This window comes from Aeromicrobium sp. NPDC092404 (genome assembly GCF_040684095.1).
GTDB lineage: Bacteria > Actinomycetota > Actinomycetes > Propionibacteriales > Nocardioidaceae > Aeromicrobium.
Window position 1 is genome coordinate 873,576 of the sequence record NZ_JBFBFI010000002.1, and the last position, 14,628, is coordinate 888,203.

Annotated in this window: 17 protein-coding genes; 13 read left to right on the plus strand and 4 right to left on the minus strand. The window is 70.5% G+C overall.

The features are described from left to right. Nucleotides 1-19: 19 nt before the first annotated feature. The 4 genes from AB0N22_RS14845 (at nucleotide 20) to purQ (ending at nucleotide 3,501) form a co-directional block, all read left to right on the plus strand. A complete protein-coding gene (locus AB0N22_RS14845; protein ID WP_364641713.1) occupies nucleotides 20-883 on the plus strand; it encodes a phosphoribosylaminoimidazolesuccinocarboxamide synthase in 864 nt (287 codons plus the stop codon). An 86-nt stretch (nucleotides 884-969) separates the two neighbouring features. Further along, on the plus strand, nucleotides 970-2,526 hold the full coding sequence (locus tag AB0N22_RS14850) for a long-chain fatty acid--CoA ligase (RefSeq protein ID WP_364641716.1): 1,557 nt from the start codon (nucleotides 970-972) through the stop codon (nucleotides 2,524-2,526). 64 nt (nucleotides 2,527-2,590) lie between these two features. Next, nucleotides 2,591-2,833, plus strand: coding sequence for a phosphoribosylformylglycinamidine synthase subunit PurS (purS, locus tag AB0N22_RS14855; RefSeq protein ID WP_364641719.1), 243 nt, complete (start codon nucleotides 2,591-2,593; stop codon nucleotides 2,831-2,833). Then, the gene (gene purQ / locus AB0N22_RS14860) at nucleotides 2,830-3,501 is read left to right on the plus strand and encodes a phosphoribosylformylglycinamidine synthase subunit PurQ (RefSeq protein ID WP_364641722.1); all 672 of its coding nucleotides are present in this window, start codon (nucleotides 2,830-2,832) and stop codon (nucleotides 3,499-3,501) included. Before purS ends, purQ begins: the two co-directional genes overlap by 4 nt. Nucleotides 3,502-3,580: 79 nt before the next feature. Here purQ and AB0N22_RS14865 read toward each other — a convergent pair whose 3' ends face one another. Then, nucleotides 3,581-4,861, minus strand: coding sequence for an MFS transporter (locus tag AB0N22_RS14865; protein WP_364641725.1), 1,281 nt, complete (start codon nucleotides 4,859-4,861; stop codon nucleotides 3,581-3,583). Nucleotides 4,862-4,951: 90 nt separating this feature from the next. Between AB0N22_RS14865 and AB0N22_RS14870 the strand changes: the two genes are divergently transcribed. From AB0N22_RS14870 to AB0N22_RS14905, 8 genes are all read left to right on the plus strand, one after another. Further along, entirely contained in the window at nucleotides 4,952-5,437 is a 486-nt protein-coding gene (locus AB0N22_RS14870) for a helix-turn-helix domain-containing protein (RefSeq protein WP_364641728.1), read from the plus strand. 114 nt (nucleotides 5,438-5,551) lie between these two features. Then, nucleotides 5,552-6,175: an ATP-dependent endonuclease gene (locus AB0N22_RS14875; RefSeq protein ID WP_364642768.1), complete on the plus strand. Its 624-nt coding sequence runs from the start codon at nucleotides 5,552-5,554 to the stop codon at nucleotides 6,173-6,175. Between the two features lie 42 nt (nucleotides 6,176-6,217). After that, on the plus strand, nucleotides 6,218-6,436 hold the full coding sequence (locus tag AB0N22_RS14880; protein WP_364641730.1) for a hypothetical protein: 219 nt from the start codon (nucleotides 6,218-6,220) through the stop codon (nucleotides 6,434-6,436). Nucleotides 6,437-6,450: 14 nt separating this feature from the next. Beyond that, nucleotides 6,451-6,729 (plus strand): GNAT family N-acetyltransferase, encoded by a 279-nt coding sequence (locus tag AB0N22_RS14885; RefSeq protein WP_364641732.1) that lies wholly within the window; start codon nucleotides 6,451-6,453, stop codon nucleotides 6,727-6,729. Nucleotides 6,730-6,961: 232 nt separating this feature from the next. After that, nucleotides 6,962-8,284: a DEAD/DEAH box helicase gene (locus AB0N22_RS14890; protein ID WP_364641735.1), complete on the plus strand. Its 1,323-nt coding sequence runs from the start codon at nucleotides 6,962-6,964 to the stop codon at nucleotides 8,282-8,284. Between the two features lie 100 nt (nucleotides 8,285-8,384). Continuing rightward, the gene (locus AB0N22_RS14895; RefSeq protein ID WP_364641738.1) at nucleotides 8,385-9,203 is read left to right on the plus strand and encodes a sulfurtransferase; all 819 of its coding nucleotides are present in this window, start codon (nucleotides 8,385-8,387) and stop codon (nucleotides 9,201-9,203) included. A 114-nt stretch (nucleotides 9,204-9,317) separates the two neighbouring features. Beyond that, entirely contained in the window at nucleotides 9,318-10,499 is a 1,182-nt protein-coding gene (locus AB0N22_RS14900) for an Nramp family divalent metal transporter (RefSeq protein WP_364642771.1), read from the plus strand. 45 nt (nucleotides 10,500-10,544) lie between these two features. Further along, entirely contained in the window at nucleotides 10,545-10,973 is a 429-nt protein-coding gene (locus AB0N22_RS14905; protein ID WP_364641741.1) for a VOC family protein, read from the plus strand. Between the two features lie 7 nt (nucleotides 10,974-10,980). Here the strand turns inward: AB0N22_RS14905 and AB0N22_RS14910 are convergent, their stop codons facing one another. Further along, nucleotides 10,981-11,859: a winged helix-turn-helix domain-containing protein gene (locus tag AB0N22_RS14910; RefSeq protein ID WP_364641744.1), complete on the minus strand. Its 879-nt coding sequence runs from the start codon at nucleotides 11,857-11,859 to the stop codon at nucleotides 10,981-10,983. A gap of 57 nt (nucleotides 11,860-11,916) precedes the next feature. After that, nucleotides 11,917-12,777: a dienelactone hydrolase family protein gene (locus AB0N22_RS14915; RefSeq protein WP_364641747.1), complete on the minus strand. Its 861-nt coding sequence runs from the start codon at nucleotides 12,775-12,777 to the stop codon at nucleotides 11,917-11,919. A 129-nt stretch (nucleotides 12,778-12,906) separates the two neighbouring features. On the opposite strand from AB0N22_RS14915, the gene AB0N22_RS14920 reads away from it, so the two are divergent. Then, nucleotides 12,907-13,767, plus strand: a complete 861-nt coding sequence (locus AB0N22_RS14920) for a DNA-formamidopyrimidine glycosylase family protein (RefSeq protein ID WP_364641749.1) — start codon at nucleotides 12,907-12,909, stop codon at nucleotides 13,765-13,767. 1 nt (nucleotide 13,768) lies between these two features. Here AB0N22_RS14920 and AB0N22_RS14925 read toward each other — a convergent pair whose 3' ends face one another. Continuing rightward, the gene (locus AB0N22_RS14925; protein ID WP_364641752.1) at nucleotides 13,769-14,596 is read right to left on the minus strand and encodes a DMT family transporter; all 828 of its coding nucleotides are present in this window, start codon (nucleotides 14,594-14,596) and stop codon (nucleotides 13,769-13,771) included. Nucleotides 14,597-14,628: the final 32 nt, after the last annotated feature.

The following is a 14,628-nucleotide window of genomic DNA, read 5'->3' on the forward strand; positions in this document are numbered from 1 at the left end:
GCGCCACTAGTCTGACCCTGTGCCACTCGAGATCCCCGGAGCCCGCCACCTGCACTCGGGCAAGGTTCGTGACCTCTACGAGGTCGAGTCCGGCCACCTGCTCATGGTCGCCTCCGACCGCATCTCGGCGTACGACTTCCTGCTGACGCCGGGCATCCCCGACAAGGGCGAGATCCTGACCCGGATGTCCCTGTGGTGGTTCGACCAGCTCAGCGACCTGGTGCCCAACCACGTCGTCTCGACGTCGGTGCCCGAGCGCGTCCGTGGCCGCGCCCTGATCGTCGAGAAGCTGCAGATGTTCCCGGTCGAGTGCGTCGCCCGTGGCTACCTCACCGGCTCCGGGCTGTCCGACTACGCCGCCACGGGTGAGGTGTGCGGCGTGCCCCTGCCATCCGGGCTGGTCGACGGCTCCCGGCTGCCGGAGCCGATCTTCACGCCGGCGACGAAGGCCGACATCGGCGAGCACGACGAGAACGTGTCGTTCGAGCAGGTCACCGAGACGATTGGCGCCGAGAGCGCCGATGCCCTGCGCGACCTGACGCTGCAGGTCTACGCGCGGGCCGAGGCGATCGCCCGCGAGCGCGGCATCATCCTGGCCGACACCAAGCTCGAGTTCGGCGCCCGGGCCGACGGCACGATCGTGCTCGCCGACGAGGTGCTGACGCCGGACTCGTCGCGCTTCTGGCCGGCCGACTCCTGGCAGCCCGGTCGCCCCCAGCCGTCGTACGACAAGCAGTTCGTGCGCGACTGGATGACCTCGCCCGAGAGCGGCTGGGACCGGGCGAGCAACCGGCAGCCGCCCGCGCTTCCGGCAGAGATCGTCGAGAAGACCCGGGAGCGCTACGTCCAGGCGTACGAGCAGCTGACCGGCGAGACGTTCTGATCCTCAGCGGCGGCGCGGAGGGCTGAAGCGCTCGTCAGATACTCCGGGTATGGTGAGAGGCCCGTCACATCCCTGGAGGAGATCTCGTGGCCAATCTCGCCGCCTTGTTGGAGCAGTCGACCGAGAAGTACGCCGACCGCACGGCGATCGTGTTCGGTGACACCCGGTTGTCGTACGCACAGGTCAACGGCGCGGCGAACCAGGTGGCCAACCTGCTGGTGGCGCGTGGGATCGAGCCGGGCGACAAGGTCGCGCTCTCGTGCCCCAACCTGCCCTACTTCTCGATCATCTACTTCGGGATCCTCAAGGCGGGCGCGACCGTCGTCCCCCTGAACGTCCTGCTCAAGGGCCGCGAGGTTGCCTATCACCTGGCCGACTCGGACGCCAAGGCGTACTTCGCGTTCGAGGGCACGCCCGACCTGCCGATCGGCGAGGCGGCCTGGGAGGGATTCCAGGCCACCCAGTCGTGCACCGAGTTCTTCTTGATCAAGCTGGACTCCCAGCAGCCCGAGCCGATGGAGCCGCCGGAGTTCTACGGACCGTTGGTCGCGCAGCAGCCGCCCACGTTCGAGACGGTCGAGCGCGACGACGACGACACGGCGGTGATCCTCTACACCTCCGGCACGACGGGGCAGCCCAAGGGTGCGGAGCTGCGGCACCGCAACATGCGGGACAACGCGCTGGCCGGAACCGACCTGTTCGGTGCTGACGCGGAGCGGCCCGATACCTACCTCTGCGTCCTGCCGCTGTTCCACTCGTTCGGCCAGACCGTGATCCAGAACGGTGGGTTCGCGTTCGGTGGCACGGTCGTGATGCTGCCCCGGTTCGAGGCCCAGTCGGCCCTCAAGCTGATGGCGGCCAACCAGGTGACGTTCTTCGCCGGCGTGCCGACGATGTACTGGGGCCTGCTCGGCGCCTTGGACGAATCGGTCGACGTCGAGGCCCTGGCGGCGAACCTGCGGGTCGCGGCGGCCGGCGGCTCGGCGCTGCCGGTCGACATCCACCGGCAGTTCAAGGAGCGGTTCGGGGTGACGATCCTCGAGGGCTACGGCCTCTCGGAGACGTCGCCGGTCGCGTCGTTCTCGGTGTTCGGCGAGGAGCCGCGGGTCGGCTCGATCGGCGTGCCGATCCCGGGCGTCGAGATGAAGCTCATCAACGACGACTGGAGCGACGTCCCGGACGACCCGGAGGCCGTGGGCGAGATCGCGATCAAGGGCCACAACATCATGAAGGGCTACTACAACCGGCCCGAGGCCACGGCGGAGGCGATCCGGGACGGCTGGTTCCGGTCCGGCGACCTGGCCAAGAAGGACGAGGACGGCTTCTACTACATCGTCGACCGCTCGAAGGACATGATCATCCGTGGTGGCTTCAACGTCTACCCGCGGGAGATCGAGGAGGTCCTGATGGAGCACCCGGCGGTGTCGCTCGTCGCGGTCATCGGTGTGCCGCACGAGTCGCACGGCGAGGAGATCAAGGCCGTGGTGGTCAAGAACAAGGACCACGACGACGTCACGGAGGCCGACCTGGTCGCGTGGGGCAAGGAACAGTTCGCGTCCTACAAGTACCCCCGCGTGGTCGAGTTCCGCGACGAGCTGCCGATGACCAGCACGGGCAAGATCCTCAAGCGCGAGCTGTCCTGAACGCGGTTCTTGGAGGCCGTGCGACACCGATAGACTGAGACCACCGACCACTCAAGGAGCGTCCGTGGCCCGCGTCATCGTCGATGTCATGCCCAAACCCGAGATCCTCGACCCGCAGGGCAAGGCCGTCCACGGCGCGCTGCCGCGGCTCGGCTTCAACGCCGTGACCGACGTACGGCAGGGCAAGCGGTTCGAGCTCGAGGTCGAGGTGGCTGACGAGGCGACGCTCGCCGAGGTGCACGCCCTGGCCGGCACCCTGCTGTCCAACCCGGTGATCGAGGACTACGCCGTACGGGTCGACTCATGAAGGTTGGCGTCGTCACCTTCCCCGGCTCGCTCGACGACGTCGACGCACAGCGCGCCGTCCGCATCGCCGGCGGTGAGCCGGTCGCCCTGTGGCACGGCGACCACGATCTCAAGGGTGTCGACGCGGTCGTCCTGCCGGGCGGGTTCTCGTACGGCGACTACCTCCGCGCCGGTGCCATCGCCCGCTTCGCGCCCGTCATGACCGAGGTCATCGCGGCGGCCGAGGGCGGCATGCCGGTGCTGGGCATCTGCAACGGCTTCCAGATCCTGTGCGAGTCGCACCTGTTGCCGGGCGCCCTGATCCGCAACGACCACCGCACGTTCATCTGCCGCGACCAGGTCCTCAAGGTCGAGAACGCCTCGACGGCCTGGACCTCGAGCCTGTCGGTCGACGACGAGATCGTGATCCCGCTCAAGAACGGCGAGGGTGGATTCGTCGCCGACGAGGACACGCTCGACCGCCTCGAGGGCGAGGGGCAGGTCGTGTTCCGCTATGTCGACGTCAACCCCAACGGCTCGCTGCGCGACATCGCCGGCATCACCAACGCTCGCGGCAACGTCGTGGGCCTCATGCCGCACCCGGAGCACGCGGTCGAGGACCTCACCGGTCCGGGCACCGACGGTCTGGCGCTGTTCACCTCGGCGCTGGCCACCCTCACCTCGGCCTGACCTCGGCCCGCGCTGGGCGTGACGATCTGCAGGCTGATACCGGCGTGTCGCCTGCAGATCGTCACGCCCAGCGGGGGGCTCACATCGGGACGGGGGTGAGGGTCTCGCGCACGGCGGCGCGCTTGCGGGACGAGCCCAGGATCCACGACAGGACGGCGGCCACGGCGCACAGGCCGGCACCACCGAACCAGGCCAAGGAGTAGCTGCCGGTCTGGTCCCTGATCATGCCCGCGACGAGGGCGGCCGCGGCAGCCCCGAGCTGGTGGGCGGCGAAGACCCAGCCGAACACGATCGTGCCCTGGTCACCGAAGATCTCCCGGCAGAGCGCGACCGTCGGCGGCACGGTCGCGACCCAGTCGAGGCCGTAGATCACGACGAATGCCACGATGCTGGGCTCGACCGTGGCGGACAGCAGCGTCGGCAGCAGGACGAGACCGACGCCGCGGAACGCGTAGTAGCCCACCAGCAGCAGCCGGGGGTCGTACCGGTCGGTGAACCAGCCGGAGGCCACCGTGCCGACGATGTCGAAGATGCCGACGACCGCCAGCAGGCTCGCGGCCGTCGTCTGGTCCATGCCGTGGTCGTGCGCGGACGGGATGAAGTGGATGCCCACCAGGCCGTTGGTCGTCGCACCGCAGATGGCGAACGCTGCCGCCAGCGCCCAGAACGCGGGCACGCGCGACGCCGAGCGAAGCGCATCGACGGCTCGCCGCGCCGAGCCACCGGTCTCCCTCGTCGGCGCCGTCCAGTCGGGTGTGGCGCCGTAGGGGGAGAGCCCTCGGTCCTCCGGGAAGTCGCCGATGAACCGGATGACCAGCGGGACGACCAGGAGTGCCGACCCCGCGATCGTCAAGGACGCCGTGCGCCAGCCGACGTGGTCCGCGAGCGCCGCGACGATCGGCAGGAACACGAGCTGCCCCGTCGCGCCGCCGGCGGTGAGGATGCCCATGACGAGGCCGCGGCGCTCGATGAACCATCGATTGGCGATCGTCGCGGCGAAGACCATGGCCATCGACCCCGTGCCCAGCCCGATCAGCACGCCCCACGTGATGAGCAGCTGGAACGACTCGGTCATGAACACCGTGAGCCCGCTGCCGAGCGACACCATGAGCAGAGCGACCGTCGTGACCTTGCGGATGCCGAACGTGTCCATCAGCGCGGCCGCGAACGGCGCCGTCAGCCCGTACAGCAGCAGGTTGATGCTCACGGCGAGCGACATGATGCTCGTCGACCAGCCGAACTCGTCGTGCAGGGGCACGAAGAGCGCGCCGGGAGCAGCACGGAACCCGGCCGCTCCGACCAGCGCGACGAAGGCCGTGGCGGCCACGAGCCAGGCGGGGTGGAGGCGCATACGGGTCATCGATTCTGACTTTCTTGAGGAAAGTTGACTCGGCGAGCATACTGGTACTGGCTTTCCTGAAGCAAGCACGAATCGACGACGAGGTGTGCCATGCCACTGCGATCCGACTGGTCCGAGGACCTCTGCCCCGTGCGACGTGGGCTCGACGTGCTCGGCGACCCATGGATCATGCTGATCATGCGCGAGGTGCTGCACGGTCGGTGCCGGTTCGACGAGATCCGCGACAGCATCGAGATCTCCGACGCCGTGCTGAGCCGGCGGCTGCGGCTTCTCGTCGACGAGGGCCTCCTGCGCAAGGTCGAGTACCGGGCGGACCGGCGCACGCACTTCCAGTACGTCGCGACCGACGCCGGCGCCGATCTCCTGCCGATCATGCACGCGGTGTCGATGTGGGCCGAGAAGCACACGCAGCTGCCCGCGGGCGGCTCGCACATGGCCGTCATCCACGAGACGTGCGGAGCCGAGACGACCTCGCCGGACGTGTGCAGCTCGTGCGGCGAGCCGCTGCGCGCAGCAGACGTCAGCTGGGACAAGCCGTGGAAGGCGACCCGCGAGCGGCTCGTCGGCGCCGACTGACGATCAGCTCTCGTACGTCGGTGCCGGTCGCCTCGCCGAGCCACGACGTCACGTTCTCGCGGTGCTGCGGCCCCGTGGGACGGGCCTGCAGGGCAGACTGGGCGCGTGGACGACATGACCCGGCTTCGCGACGCCGTGGTCGCCTGGGCCGCGGGAGGTCAGGCCGCCGCTGCCGCCGGAGAGGTCGCCCGGCGGCTGGCGCCCGAGGTGGGCCTGCGGACGGTCGTGCTGGTCGAGGGGATCAGCGACCTGGCGGCGATCGAGCGGCTGGCCGAGCGGTCCGGCCGCGACCTCGACGCCGACGGGGTGTGTGTCGTGCCGCTCGGTGGTGCGACGAGCATCGGCCGGTTCCTCGACCTGCTCGGACCACGGGGGCTCGGGGTCAGGATCGTCGGCTTGTGTGATGCGCGCGAGCAGGGCTTCTTCCGCCGTGCGCTCGACCGAGCCGGGCTCGACCCGGAGGGATTCCACGTCTGCGACGCCGACCTGGAGCACGAGCTCATCCGCGCCCTCGGCGTCGCCGGGGTCGAGCGGGTGATCGAGGGCCAGGGTGAGCTCGCCACCCTGCGGACGTTCCAGCACCAGCCCGCCCAACGCGTACGCACGCCCGAGCACCAGCTCCACCGGTTCCTCGGGACGATGAGTGGCCGGAAGGAGAGGTACGCCGGCGCTCTGGTCGATGCCCTCGACCTCGACCGGGTGCCGAAGCCACTGGACGACCTGATGGCTGACCTCTGACCGTGCGACCAGCGCGGACGGCCGGGCTGGGAGGATGTCCTCATGGATCTCCCCGTCGCCTGGTCACTTGTGCTCATCGCCACCGCCGTCTGGAACTTCGTCATCTGGCCGCCGTTCCTCAAGCGCGTCAGCAAGGACGAACGGTCGCGCGACGCGGCCGGCAACGCCACGACGTTCCTGCGGGTGCACACGATCCTCATCGCCGTCTCGCTCGCGCTGGCCGTCGCGGTCGGCGTCCTCGGAATCCTCACGCTGTCCTGAGCGTTGACCAAGGCATGACCCACACGGTGACCCACAACTCCGACGAGAACCGCTACGAGATCCACGTCGACGACACCCTCGCCGGGTTCACCAAGGCGTTCGAGGACGGCGACGTCGTGACGTTCCCGCACACCGAGGTGTTCGACGAGTTCGAGGGCCAAGGCCTCGCGTCCGAGCTGGTGACGGGCGCGCTCGACGACATCCGTGCGCGCGGCAAGCGGATCGTCCCGACCTGCCCGTACGTCGCCCGCTTCGTCGAACGCCACCCGGACTACCAGGACCTGCTGGCGTGACGACCCGCACATTCCAGGATTCGTTGAGTGCGGCAACCGACTGCTAGAATGTGAACACGTGAACGCGCCAGTCCGGCGCTGTTCCGGCCCGACGAAGTAGCGCGGCTCCCGCGTGAAATGGATATCGGGCATTCATCCCGAATCGTCTGTGAGTTCCTTGAACCAGCCTGAAGGCAGCGTTGTGCTGCCCACCTTTTCCACCCTCGATCTCCCCGCCTCGTTGATATCCGCGTTGGCACGCCAGGACATCGTCAACCCCAGTCCCGTCCAGCAGGCGGTGATCCCCGATGCGCTCGCGGGACGCCACGTGCTGGGCCGCGCACGCACCGGCTCCGGCAAGACCCTCGCCTTCGGGCTCCCGGTCCTCGTCCGGCTTGCCGGTCGCACGAGCCGCTCGAAGGCCCCCCGTGGCCTCATCCTGCTCCCGACCCGTGAGCTGGCGACCCAGGTGCGTACGGCCATGGAGCCGCTCGCGCAGAAGATGGGCCTCCGCCTGACCACGGTCTACGGCGGTGTCCCGATCAACAAGCAGATCAGCACGCTGCGCAACGGTGTCGACATCGTCATCGCGACCCCGGGCCGGCTGACCGACCTGCTCGACCGGCGCTGCATGACGCTCGACGACATCGAGATCACGGTGCTCGACGAGGCCGACCACCTGTGCGACCTCGGCTTCTACAAGCCGATCGACGCGCTGCTGACGAAGACCCCCCAGTCGAGCCAGCGTCTGCTGCTGTCCGCGACGCTGGACGGTGACGTCAACAAGCTGGTCAAGCGCCACCTGCCGCAGCACGTCCTCCACGAGGTCGACTCCGGCGAGAGCGCGGTCGACACCATGGAGCACCACGTGCTCGTCAGCGCCGCGACCGAGAAGTCCAAGACCGCGTTCGACCTGCTCCGCGCCAACCCGCGCAGCATCGTCTTCACGCGTACGCGCCGCGGCGCCATGCGTCTCGCCCGACAGCTGACCCAGAACGGCATCGAGGCCGTCGACATGCACGGTGACCTGTCGCAGCGTCACCGCGAGCGCAACCTCGAGGCGTTCAGCAGTGGCCGCGCCAGCGTCATCGTCGCGACCGACGTCGCCGCCCGCGGCATACACGTCGATCGCATCGGCCTCGTCGTGCACTACGACGCGCCTGCCGAGCACAAGGCGTACCAGCACCGCTCGGGTCGCACGGCGCGCGCCGGCGAGTCCGGGTCCGTCGTCACGATGACGACGCCCGAGGCGCTGCGCGACGTCATCCAGCTGCAGAACAAGGCCGGTGTCACGGCGCGTCACCACGACGCCCGCACGGCACCGTCGCCGATGACCGCCGAGGCGCTGTCCGGAGCCGGCACCGAGGCCCCGCACGCCTCGGCCGTACGCCAGGGTGCCCGCAGCTCGGGCAACGGCGGCGGGCAGAACCGTGGCGGGGGTCGCCCCCAGGGCGGGTTCCGCGGCAACGGCGGCGGCCGCCCGCAAGGTGCCGGCGGCAACCGGGGCGGTGGCGGCGGACGCCGTCGCAGCGGCGGTGGGTCCGGCGGGTCCACCCGCGTCTACTCCTCCTCGTAGACCGTCCGTCACGACTGAAGCGGCGTCATCCCCGGTACGCCCGGGGGTGGCGCCGCCAGTCTTTTGTCCCGGCGCCGACAGCCCTGCATACGCTGTCTGTGTGAGCATCCTGATCCAGCCCGACGAGCTGATGGCCGCGGCCGGTCGCGTCGTGCTCCTTGACGTGCGTTGGCGGCTCGGCGGTCCACCCGGACGCGACGACTACCTCGCCGGGCACCTGCCGGGCGCCGTGTTCGTCGGCCTCGACACCGAGCTCGCGGCGCACGGTGAGCCGAAGGACGGTCGTCACCCTCTGCCGCCGGTCGAAGCCCTGCAGGCCGCCGCGCGGCGGTGGGGCATCAGCGACGGCGACGCGGTCGTCGCCTACGACGACAGCGGATGCCTGGCTGCGGCTCGCGCCTGGTGGCTGCTGCGCTGGGCCGGGCTCGACGACGTACGCCTGCTCGACGGCGGGCTCGGCGCCTGGGTCGAGGCAGGTGGGCCGCTCGAGACCGGCGATGTCGTGCCGGAGCCGGGAGGCGTGACCCTCGACGGCGGGCACCTGCCGACGATCGACATCGACGGCGCCGCTGCTCACCCGGGAGTGCTGCTGGACGCCCGCGCGGCAGAGAGGTACGCCGGGGAAGTCGAGCCCATCGACCCCAAGGCCGGTCACGTCCCGGGCGCGGTCAGCGCCCCGACGACCGACAACCTGCGTGGCGGTCGGTTCCTGCCCGCCGACGAGCTGAGCAGACGGTTCGAGGCCGTGGGTGTGCGTGCCGGGGTCGAGGTCGCGGCCTACTGCGGATCGGGCGTCACGGCGGCGCACGAGGTCGCAGCGCTCGCGATCGCCGGCTTCGAGGCCGCGCTCTACCCCGGGTCCTGGTCGCAGTGGAGCAACCACGACGACCGGCCCGTCGCCACCGGGACCACGCCCTGACGCCCCCTCCCGACGGCCGCGACCCCGCGGCACCGTGCAGTGTGTGAGCCTCCGACGCGATGGGGAATGCTGGACACCATGTTGGTGAAGAACAGGCTCCCGCGGATCGGGCTGCTGGGACCTGCCTTCATCGCTGCCGTCGCGTACGTCGATCCGGGCAATGTCGCCACCAACGTGACGGCCGGCTCGGAGTTCGGCTACACCCTGGTGTGGGTCGTCGTGATGGCCAACGTCATGGCGGTCCTGGTGCAGTACCTGTCGGCCAAGCTCGGGATGGTGACGGGCCAGTCGCTCGCCGGGCACATGGGGCAACGGCTGCCCACAGGGCCGCGCATCGTCTACTGGCTGCAGGCCGAGGCCATCGCGGTCGCGACGGACCTGGCGGAGGTGGTCGGTGGTGCGATCGCCCTCTACCTGCTGTTCGACCTGCCGCTGATGCTGGGCGCGGTCATCACGGCGGCCGTCGCCATGGCCGTCCTGCGCATCGGGGACGTGCGCGGCCAGCACACGCTGGAGCGCGTCATCGTCGGGTTCCTGGCCCTGATCGCTGTCGGCTTCATGGCCGGCCTGTTCGTCGACCCTCCGGCCGCCGGTCCGTTGGCAGGTGGCCTGATCCCGTCGTTCGACGGCACCGAGAGCGTCCTGCTCGCCTCGGGCATCATCGGCGCGACGGTCATGCCGCACGTCATCTATCTGCACTCGAGCCTGACGGTCACCCGTCTGGACCGCCGCGGCGAGGGCCTGTCGGTGCGCGAGCTGCTCTCGGCCACGCGCACCGACGTGGTGCTGGCCCTGATCCTGGCCGGGGTGCTCAACCTGTCGCTGCTTGTCGTGGCCGCATCCAGCCTCGACGGGCTGCCGGGCACCGACACGCTGCAGGGTGTCCACGCCGTCGTGACCTCCGAGCTCGGCGCCGGCGTCGCCCTGCTGTTCGCGGTCGCGCTGCTCGGGTCCGGTCTCGCCTCGACCTCGGTCGGCAGCGCCGCAGGGGCCGAGGTCATGAAGGGTCTCCTCGGCGTCCGCCTCCCGGTCCTCGTCCGCCGCGTCGTGACCCTCATTCCTGCACTGGTCGTCCTCGCCCTGGGTGCCGAGCCGAGCCGGGCGCTGGTCATCTCGCAGGTCGTGCTCTCGATCGGCATCCCGTTCGCCCTGATCCCGCTCGTCGCGCTCACCGCACGCCGCGACGTGATGGGTGAGCACGCCAACGCGAGGCTCACCACAGCGGCGGCGTGCCTCGTGGCGGCGATCGTCATCGCGCTCAACGTGTCGCTGCTCTGGTTGACCTTCACCGGCTGATCCCGCCGGCGTGCGGCTGTCGGTGGCCGGTGCGAGGCTGGCGGCATGGCTCCGGGTCCTCTCTCCGTCCGACAGGTCGTGCTCGACGCGACCGACATCCGCTCGCTCGCCGAGTTCTATCGCCAGCTGCTGGACCTCCACTACCGGCTGGGCGACGAGCCGCCGGCCGGGGGTGGCCCGGACGAGCCGGGCACCGACTGGCTGGTCCTGCGTGGCGCCGGCGTGCAGCTCGCGTTCCAGCTCGTCGAGGCCTTGCCCAGGCCCACCTGGCCCGAGGGGCCCGTTCCCCAACAGCTGCACCTCGACCTCACGGTCGACTCGGTCGCGGACCTCGACGCGCACCACGAGCGGGCGCTGTCACTGGGCGCGACCCTGGTCCTCGACCGTCACGACGACCCTGACGAGCCGCTCTACGTCTACGTCGACCCGTCGGGACACCCGTTCTGCATCTTCGTCGCTGCGCCGACCGGCTGACGCGTGGTCAGCCGTACGGGTGCAGCAGGCGCCGGCCGAGCGGCAGCACGAGGTGCTCGACCGCCCTGCCGTTACGACGCGACGCGATGAGCCCGTTCTGCCGCAGGACCGAGAGGTGGGCCGACGCGTTGGCCAGGCTCGTCCCCACGGCATCGGCCACCTCGGACGTCGTCAACGGTCGATCGAGGGCTCGGAGGATCTCGCTGCGAGTGTCGCCCAGCAGCGCAGCCGGCGCAGCGCGACGCGTGGTCCCGCTGCCGTCGATGTCACGAGCAGCGATCGGATAGACGATGGTCGGCACGGTGAAGCCTGCCGTCACGACACCGGGGCGCCGCCAGAACACCGACGGCACGAGCCGCAGGCCGCGGCCGCGGTTGTCGACCTGCTCGTCGCGCAGCCCGTCGATGTGCAGGAAGGGCGGCCGCCACGCGATGTGGTCGCCGAGCCGGGCCAGCGCCGCGTCGAGGCCGTGGCGTTGAAGGGTCGACGCGCAGCGCGCGAGCTCGTGGACCAGGAGCCGGCGGGTGTCCTGCCGGACCGGGGCGATCGCCGTCCGGTGGAAGTCCACGAGGCCGCTGCCGATCTCGGACCAGATCGGCTCGTACGCCTTCGCGTCGCGCATGGCCGTGACGACGTGCGGCGTGGCTCGCGGCGAGAGGTCCTCGGGCGTGAGCGCCTGCGGTATCTCGCCGGTCGGTGGCACGAGCTGCAGGACGGGCCCGGTGCTGCGCGGCAGGGCGGGTCGGACCTCGCGCTGCCAGTCCCGGTGGAATCGCGAGTCTGCCGGCGTGCGCAGGCTCTGGAGCGCGCCGATGGTCTCGACGTGCTCGGCGGCGCTGAACGTGACGCGACGCAGGTCCTCGTCCGTCAGGCGGATCGACAGCATGCGGCCACGCTAGGGCGGCGGACGGGGGTCCGTCGCGGTTTTGCGCTGATCCGGTGTTCAGGGCAGGAGGTGCTCGACGAAGAACGCGACGCCGGATCGCACGATCTCCCCGCTGTCCTCGTCGTCGTCGATGTCGAACGCGTGGCCGGCGGTCGGGTGCACCCGCACCAGGACGCGGCCGTCCCCGTCACGCCCGACGACGTCCTGGAGCCTGCGCTGCGACTCCGCGATCCCGGGCACGGGATCCTTCGCGCCGAACGCCGCGAACACGGGGAGGTCGCGGCGCTTCGTGACCAACGTGGACAGGCTGGTGCCGTCGGTGCCGGCCCCGCTCGACGGCTCCGTGCGCGCGTAGAAGAATCCCGCCGCTGCCAGCCCGGCCGGGTCTGCCGCCGCCGCGCGAACGCCGTAGGGACCGCCGGCCGAGAACGCCAGCAGTCCCCAACGGGACATGTCGATCCGGTCGTGGTCGCGCAGGTGGGCGATCGCGGCCTCGACGTCGTCGGCACCCGGCCCCGCGCCCGACTCCTCCGCGCGATAGTTGACGACGGCTGCCGCGACGCCCGAGGACGCGAGCGCCTGGCCCCAGCCGACGAAGCCGCCGAACTCCTTCGGCGACGCGTCGGGGGTGACGCCGTGAAGGAGCAGCACGACGGGCGCGCGGCCGCCGCCGGACGGCGTGTAGAGGTCCATCTCCAGTGCCGCGCCGTCCGGCTTCGCGTAGGTCTCGGTCGTCGCGACGATCTTCGACATGCCGGGCACCTGGTGGGCCAGTGCCTTGCCGGCGGGGTTGCCGGTCGGCGTCGAGGAGGACCGCGGCCGGGCATCGTCGGCGCCGCCGCTGTCGCCGCCGCACCCCGCGAGCGGCAGCATCAGGAGCGCGGTGATCAGGAGCAGGGAAGGGGGCCGGCAGCGCATCGGGATCGTGACTCTCTCTCGCGGACAGTCCGCCGACGCTAGCCGCGAGCGCGGTCGCGACGCCATGGTTTCGGTCTGGAGCGAAACATGGCGGTGGAGAAGTTGGGCGTCAACCCCGATCATGGACGCATGCCTGAGCTTCCCGAGGTCAACGCGCTCGTCGAGTTCCTCGACAAGGAGACCGCCGGAGCGGTTGTCGTCGGCGTCGAGCTGGCGTCCTTCGCGGTCCTCAAGACGTTCGACCCGCCAGTCTCGGCGTTGTCCGGCCTCGCGATCACCGGCGTCAGCCGGCACGGCAAGTTCATCGACATCGACGTCGACGGGATCCATGTCGTCGTCCACCTCGCCAAGGCCGGCTGGCTGCGCTGGTCGAGCCAGCTGCCCGACACCAAGCTCAAGCTGGGTGCCAGCAACATCGCTGCGCGCGTGCGCCTCGACGCCGGCGACGGCCCGCACCTGGGCTTCGACGTCACCGAGGCCGGCACCCGCAAGGGTCTGGCGATGTACGTCGTGCGCGACCCCGCGGAGGTTCCGGGCATCGCTGCCCTCGGTCCCGACCCGCTGGAGCCGGGCTTCGAGCTCCGCCCGCTGCTCGACCGCCGCATGCAGGTCAAGCGGCTCCTGCGCGACCAGAAGATCGTCGCCGGCGTCGGCAACGCCTACAGCGACGAGATCCTGCACGCGGCCAAGCTGTCGCCGTTCGCGATCGCCGAGAACCTCAAGGCCGACGAGATCGACCGCCTCGAGACGGCGGTGCAGGAGGTCCTGCGCGAGGCCGTCGAGGAGGCGCGCGGGAAGCCCGCCGAGGAGCTCAAGGACGACAAGCGCACGCGGATGCGGGTCCACGGACGTACCGGAGAGGCCTGCCCCGTGTGCGGTGACAAGGTCCTCGAGGTGACCTACGCGCAGTCCGCCCTGCAGTACTGCCCGACGTGCCAGACGGGCGGCAAGCCGCTCAAGGACCGCACGACGAGCAAGTTCCTCAAGTAAGTCAGCCCCAGGCCACCAGCGCGACGGCCAGCGCGGCGAAGACCAGGCCGACTCCCTGCCAGCCGTGGATCCTCTCCCGCAGCAGCACCGACGCGAGCAGCACCGTGCTGGCGGGATAGAGCGACGAGATGACCGAGACGATCGACAGCAGCCCGTGGTGGGTCGCGTAGAGGAACGCCGCCTGGGCGGTCACGCCGAGCGGGCCCATCACGAGCGCGCTCCAGACCCGGCGTCCGCGCGGGACCCACGCATGTCCCAGCACCGTGGCGGTGACGATCACGCCGAAGACCGACGTGACCTGCGAGATGGCCAGCGGGTAGAGCCCCGCATCGTCGCCGACCTGGCCGAGGAACGTGAACAGCAGGCCGAACCCCACACCGGCCAGGACGCCGTCGATCACCCCGCCCTGATGGGCCGGGTTGTCATCGACGACGCGGGAGATCAGCGCGATGGCGGGAAAGGCGAAGACGATCCCGAGCATCGCGACCCAGGACGGCCGGTCCCCGGTGACCAGGCCGACGACGACCGGGATGAGCGCCGTGCCGATCGCCGAGATCGGGGCGACGACGCTCATCCGCGCCGTCGCGAGCCCGCGATAGAGGAACGCGACGCCGAAGCCGCCGCCCAGTCCGGCCAGGGCGCCGTACATGAGGTCGGCGCTGCCCGGTGTCGTCGCGACGATGAGCGCCGCCAGCAGGCTGATGACGCCCGACGACGTCTGCCCGACCACCGCGACCTGCCACGACGACGAACGCTTGGCGAAGATGCCGCCGAGGAAGTCCGAGACCCCGTACGCCAGCGCGGACAGGAGGGAGAGTGCAATCGCCACGTGCGCAGCCTAGGACGGATCTCGACCCCTGC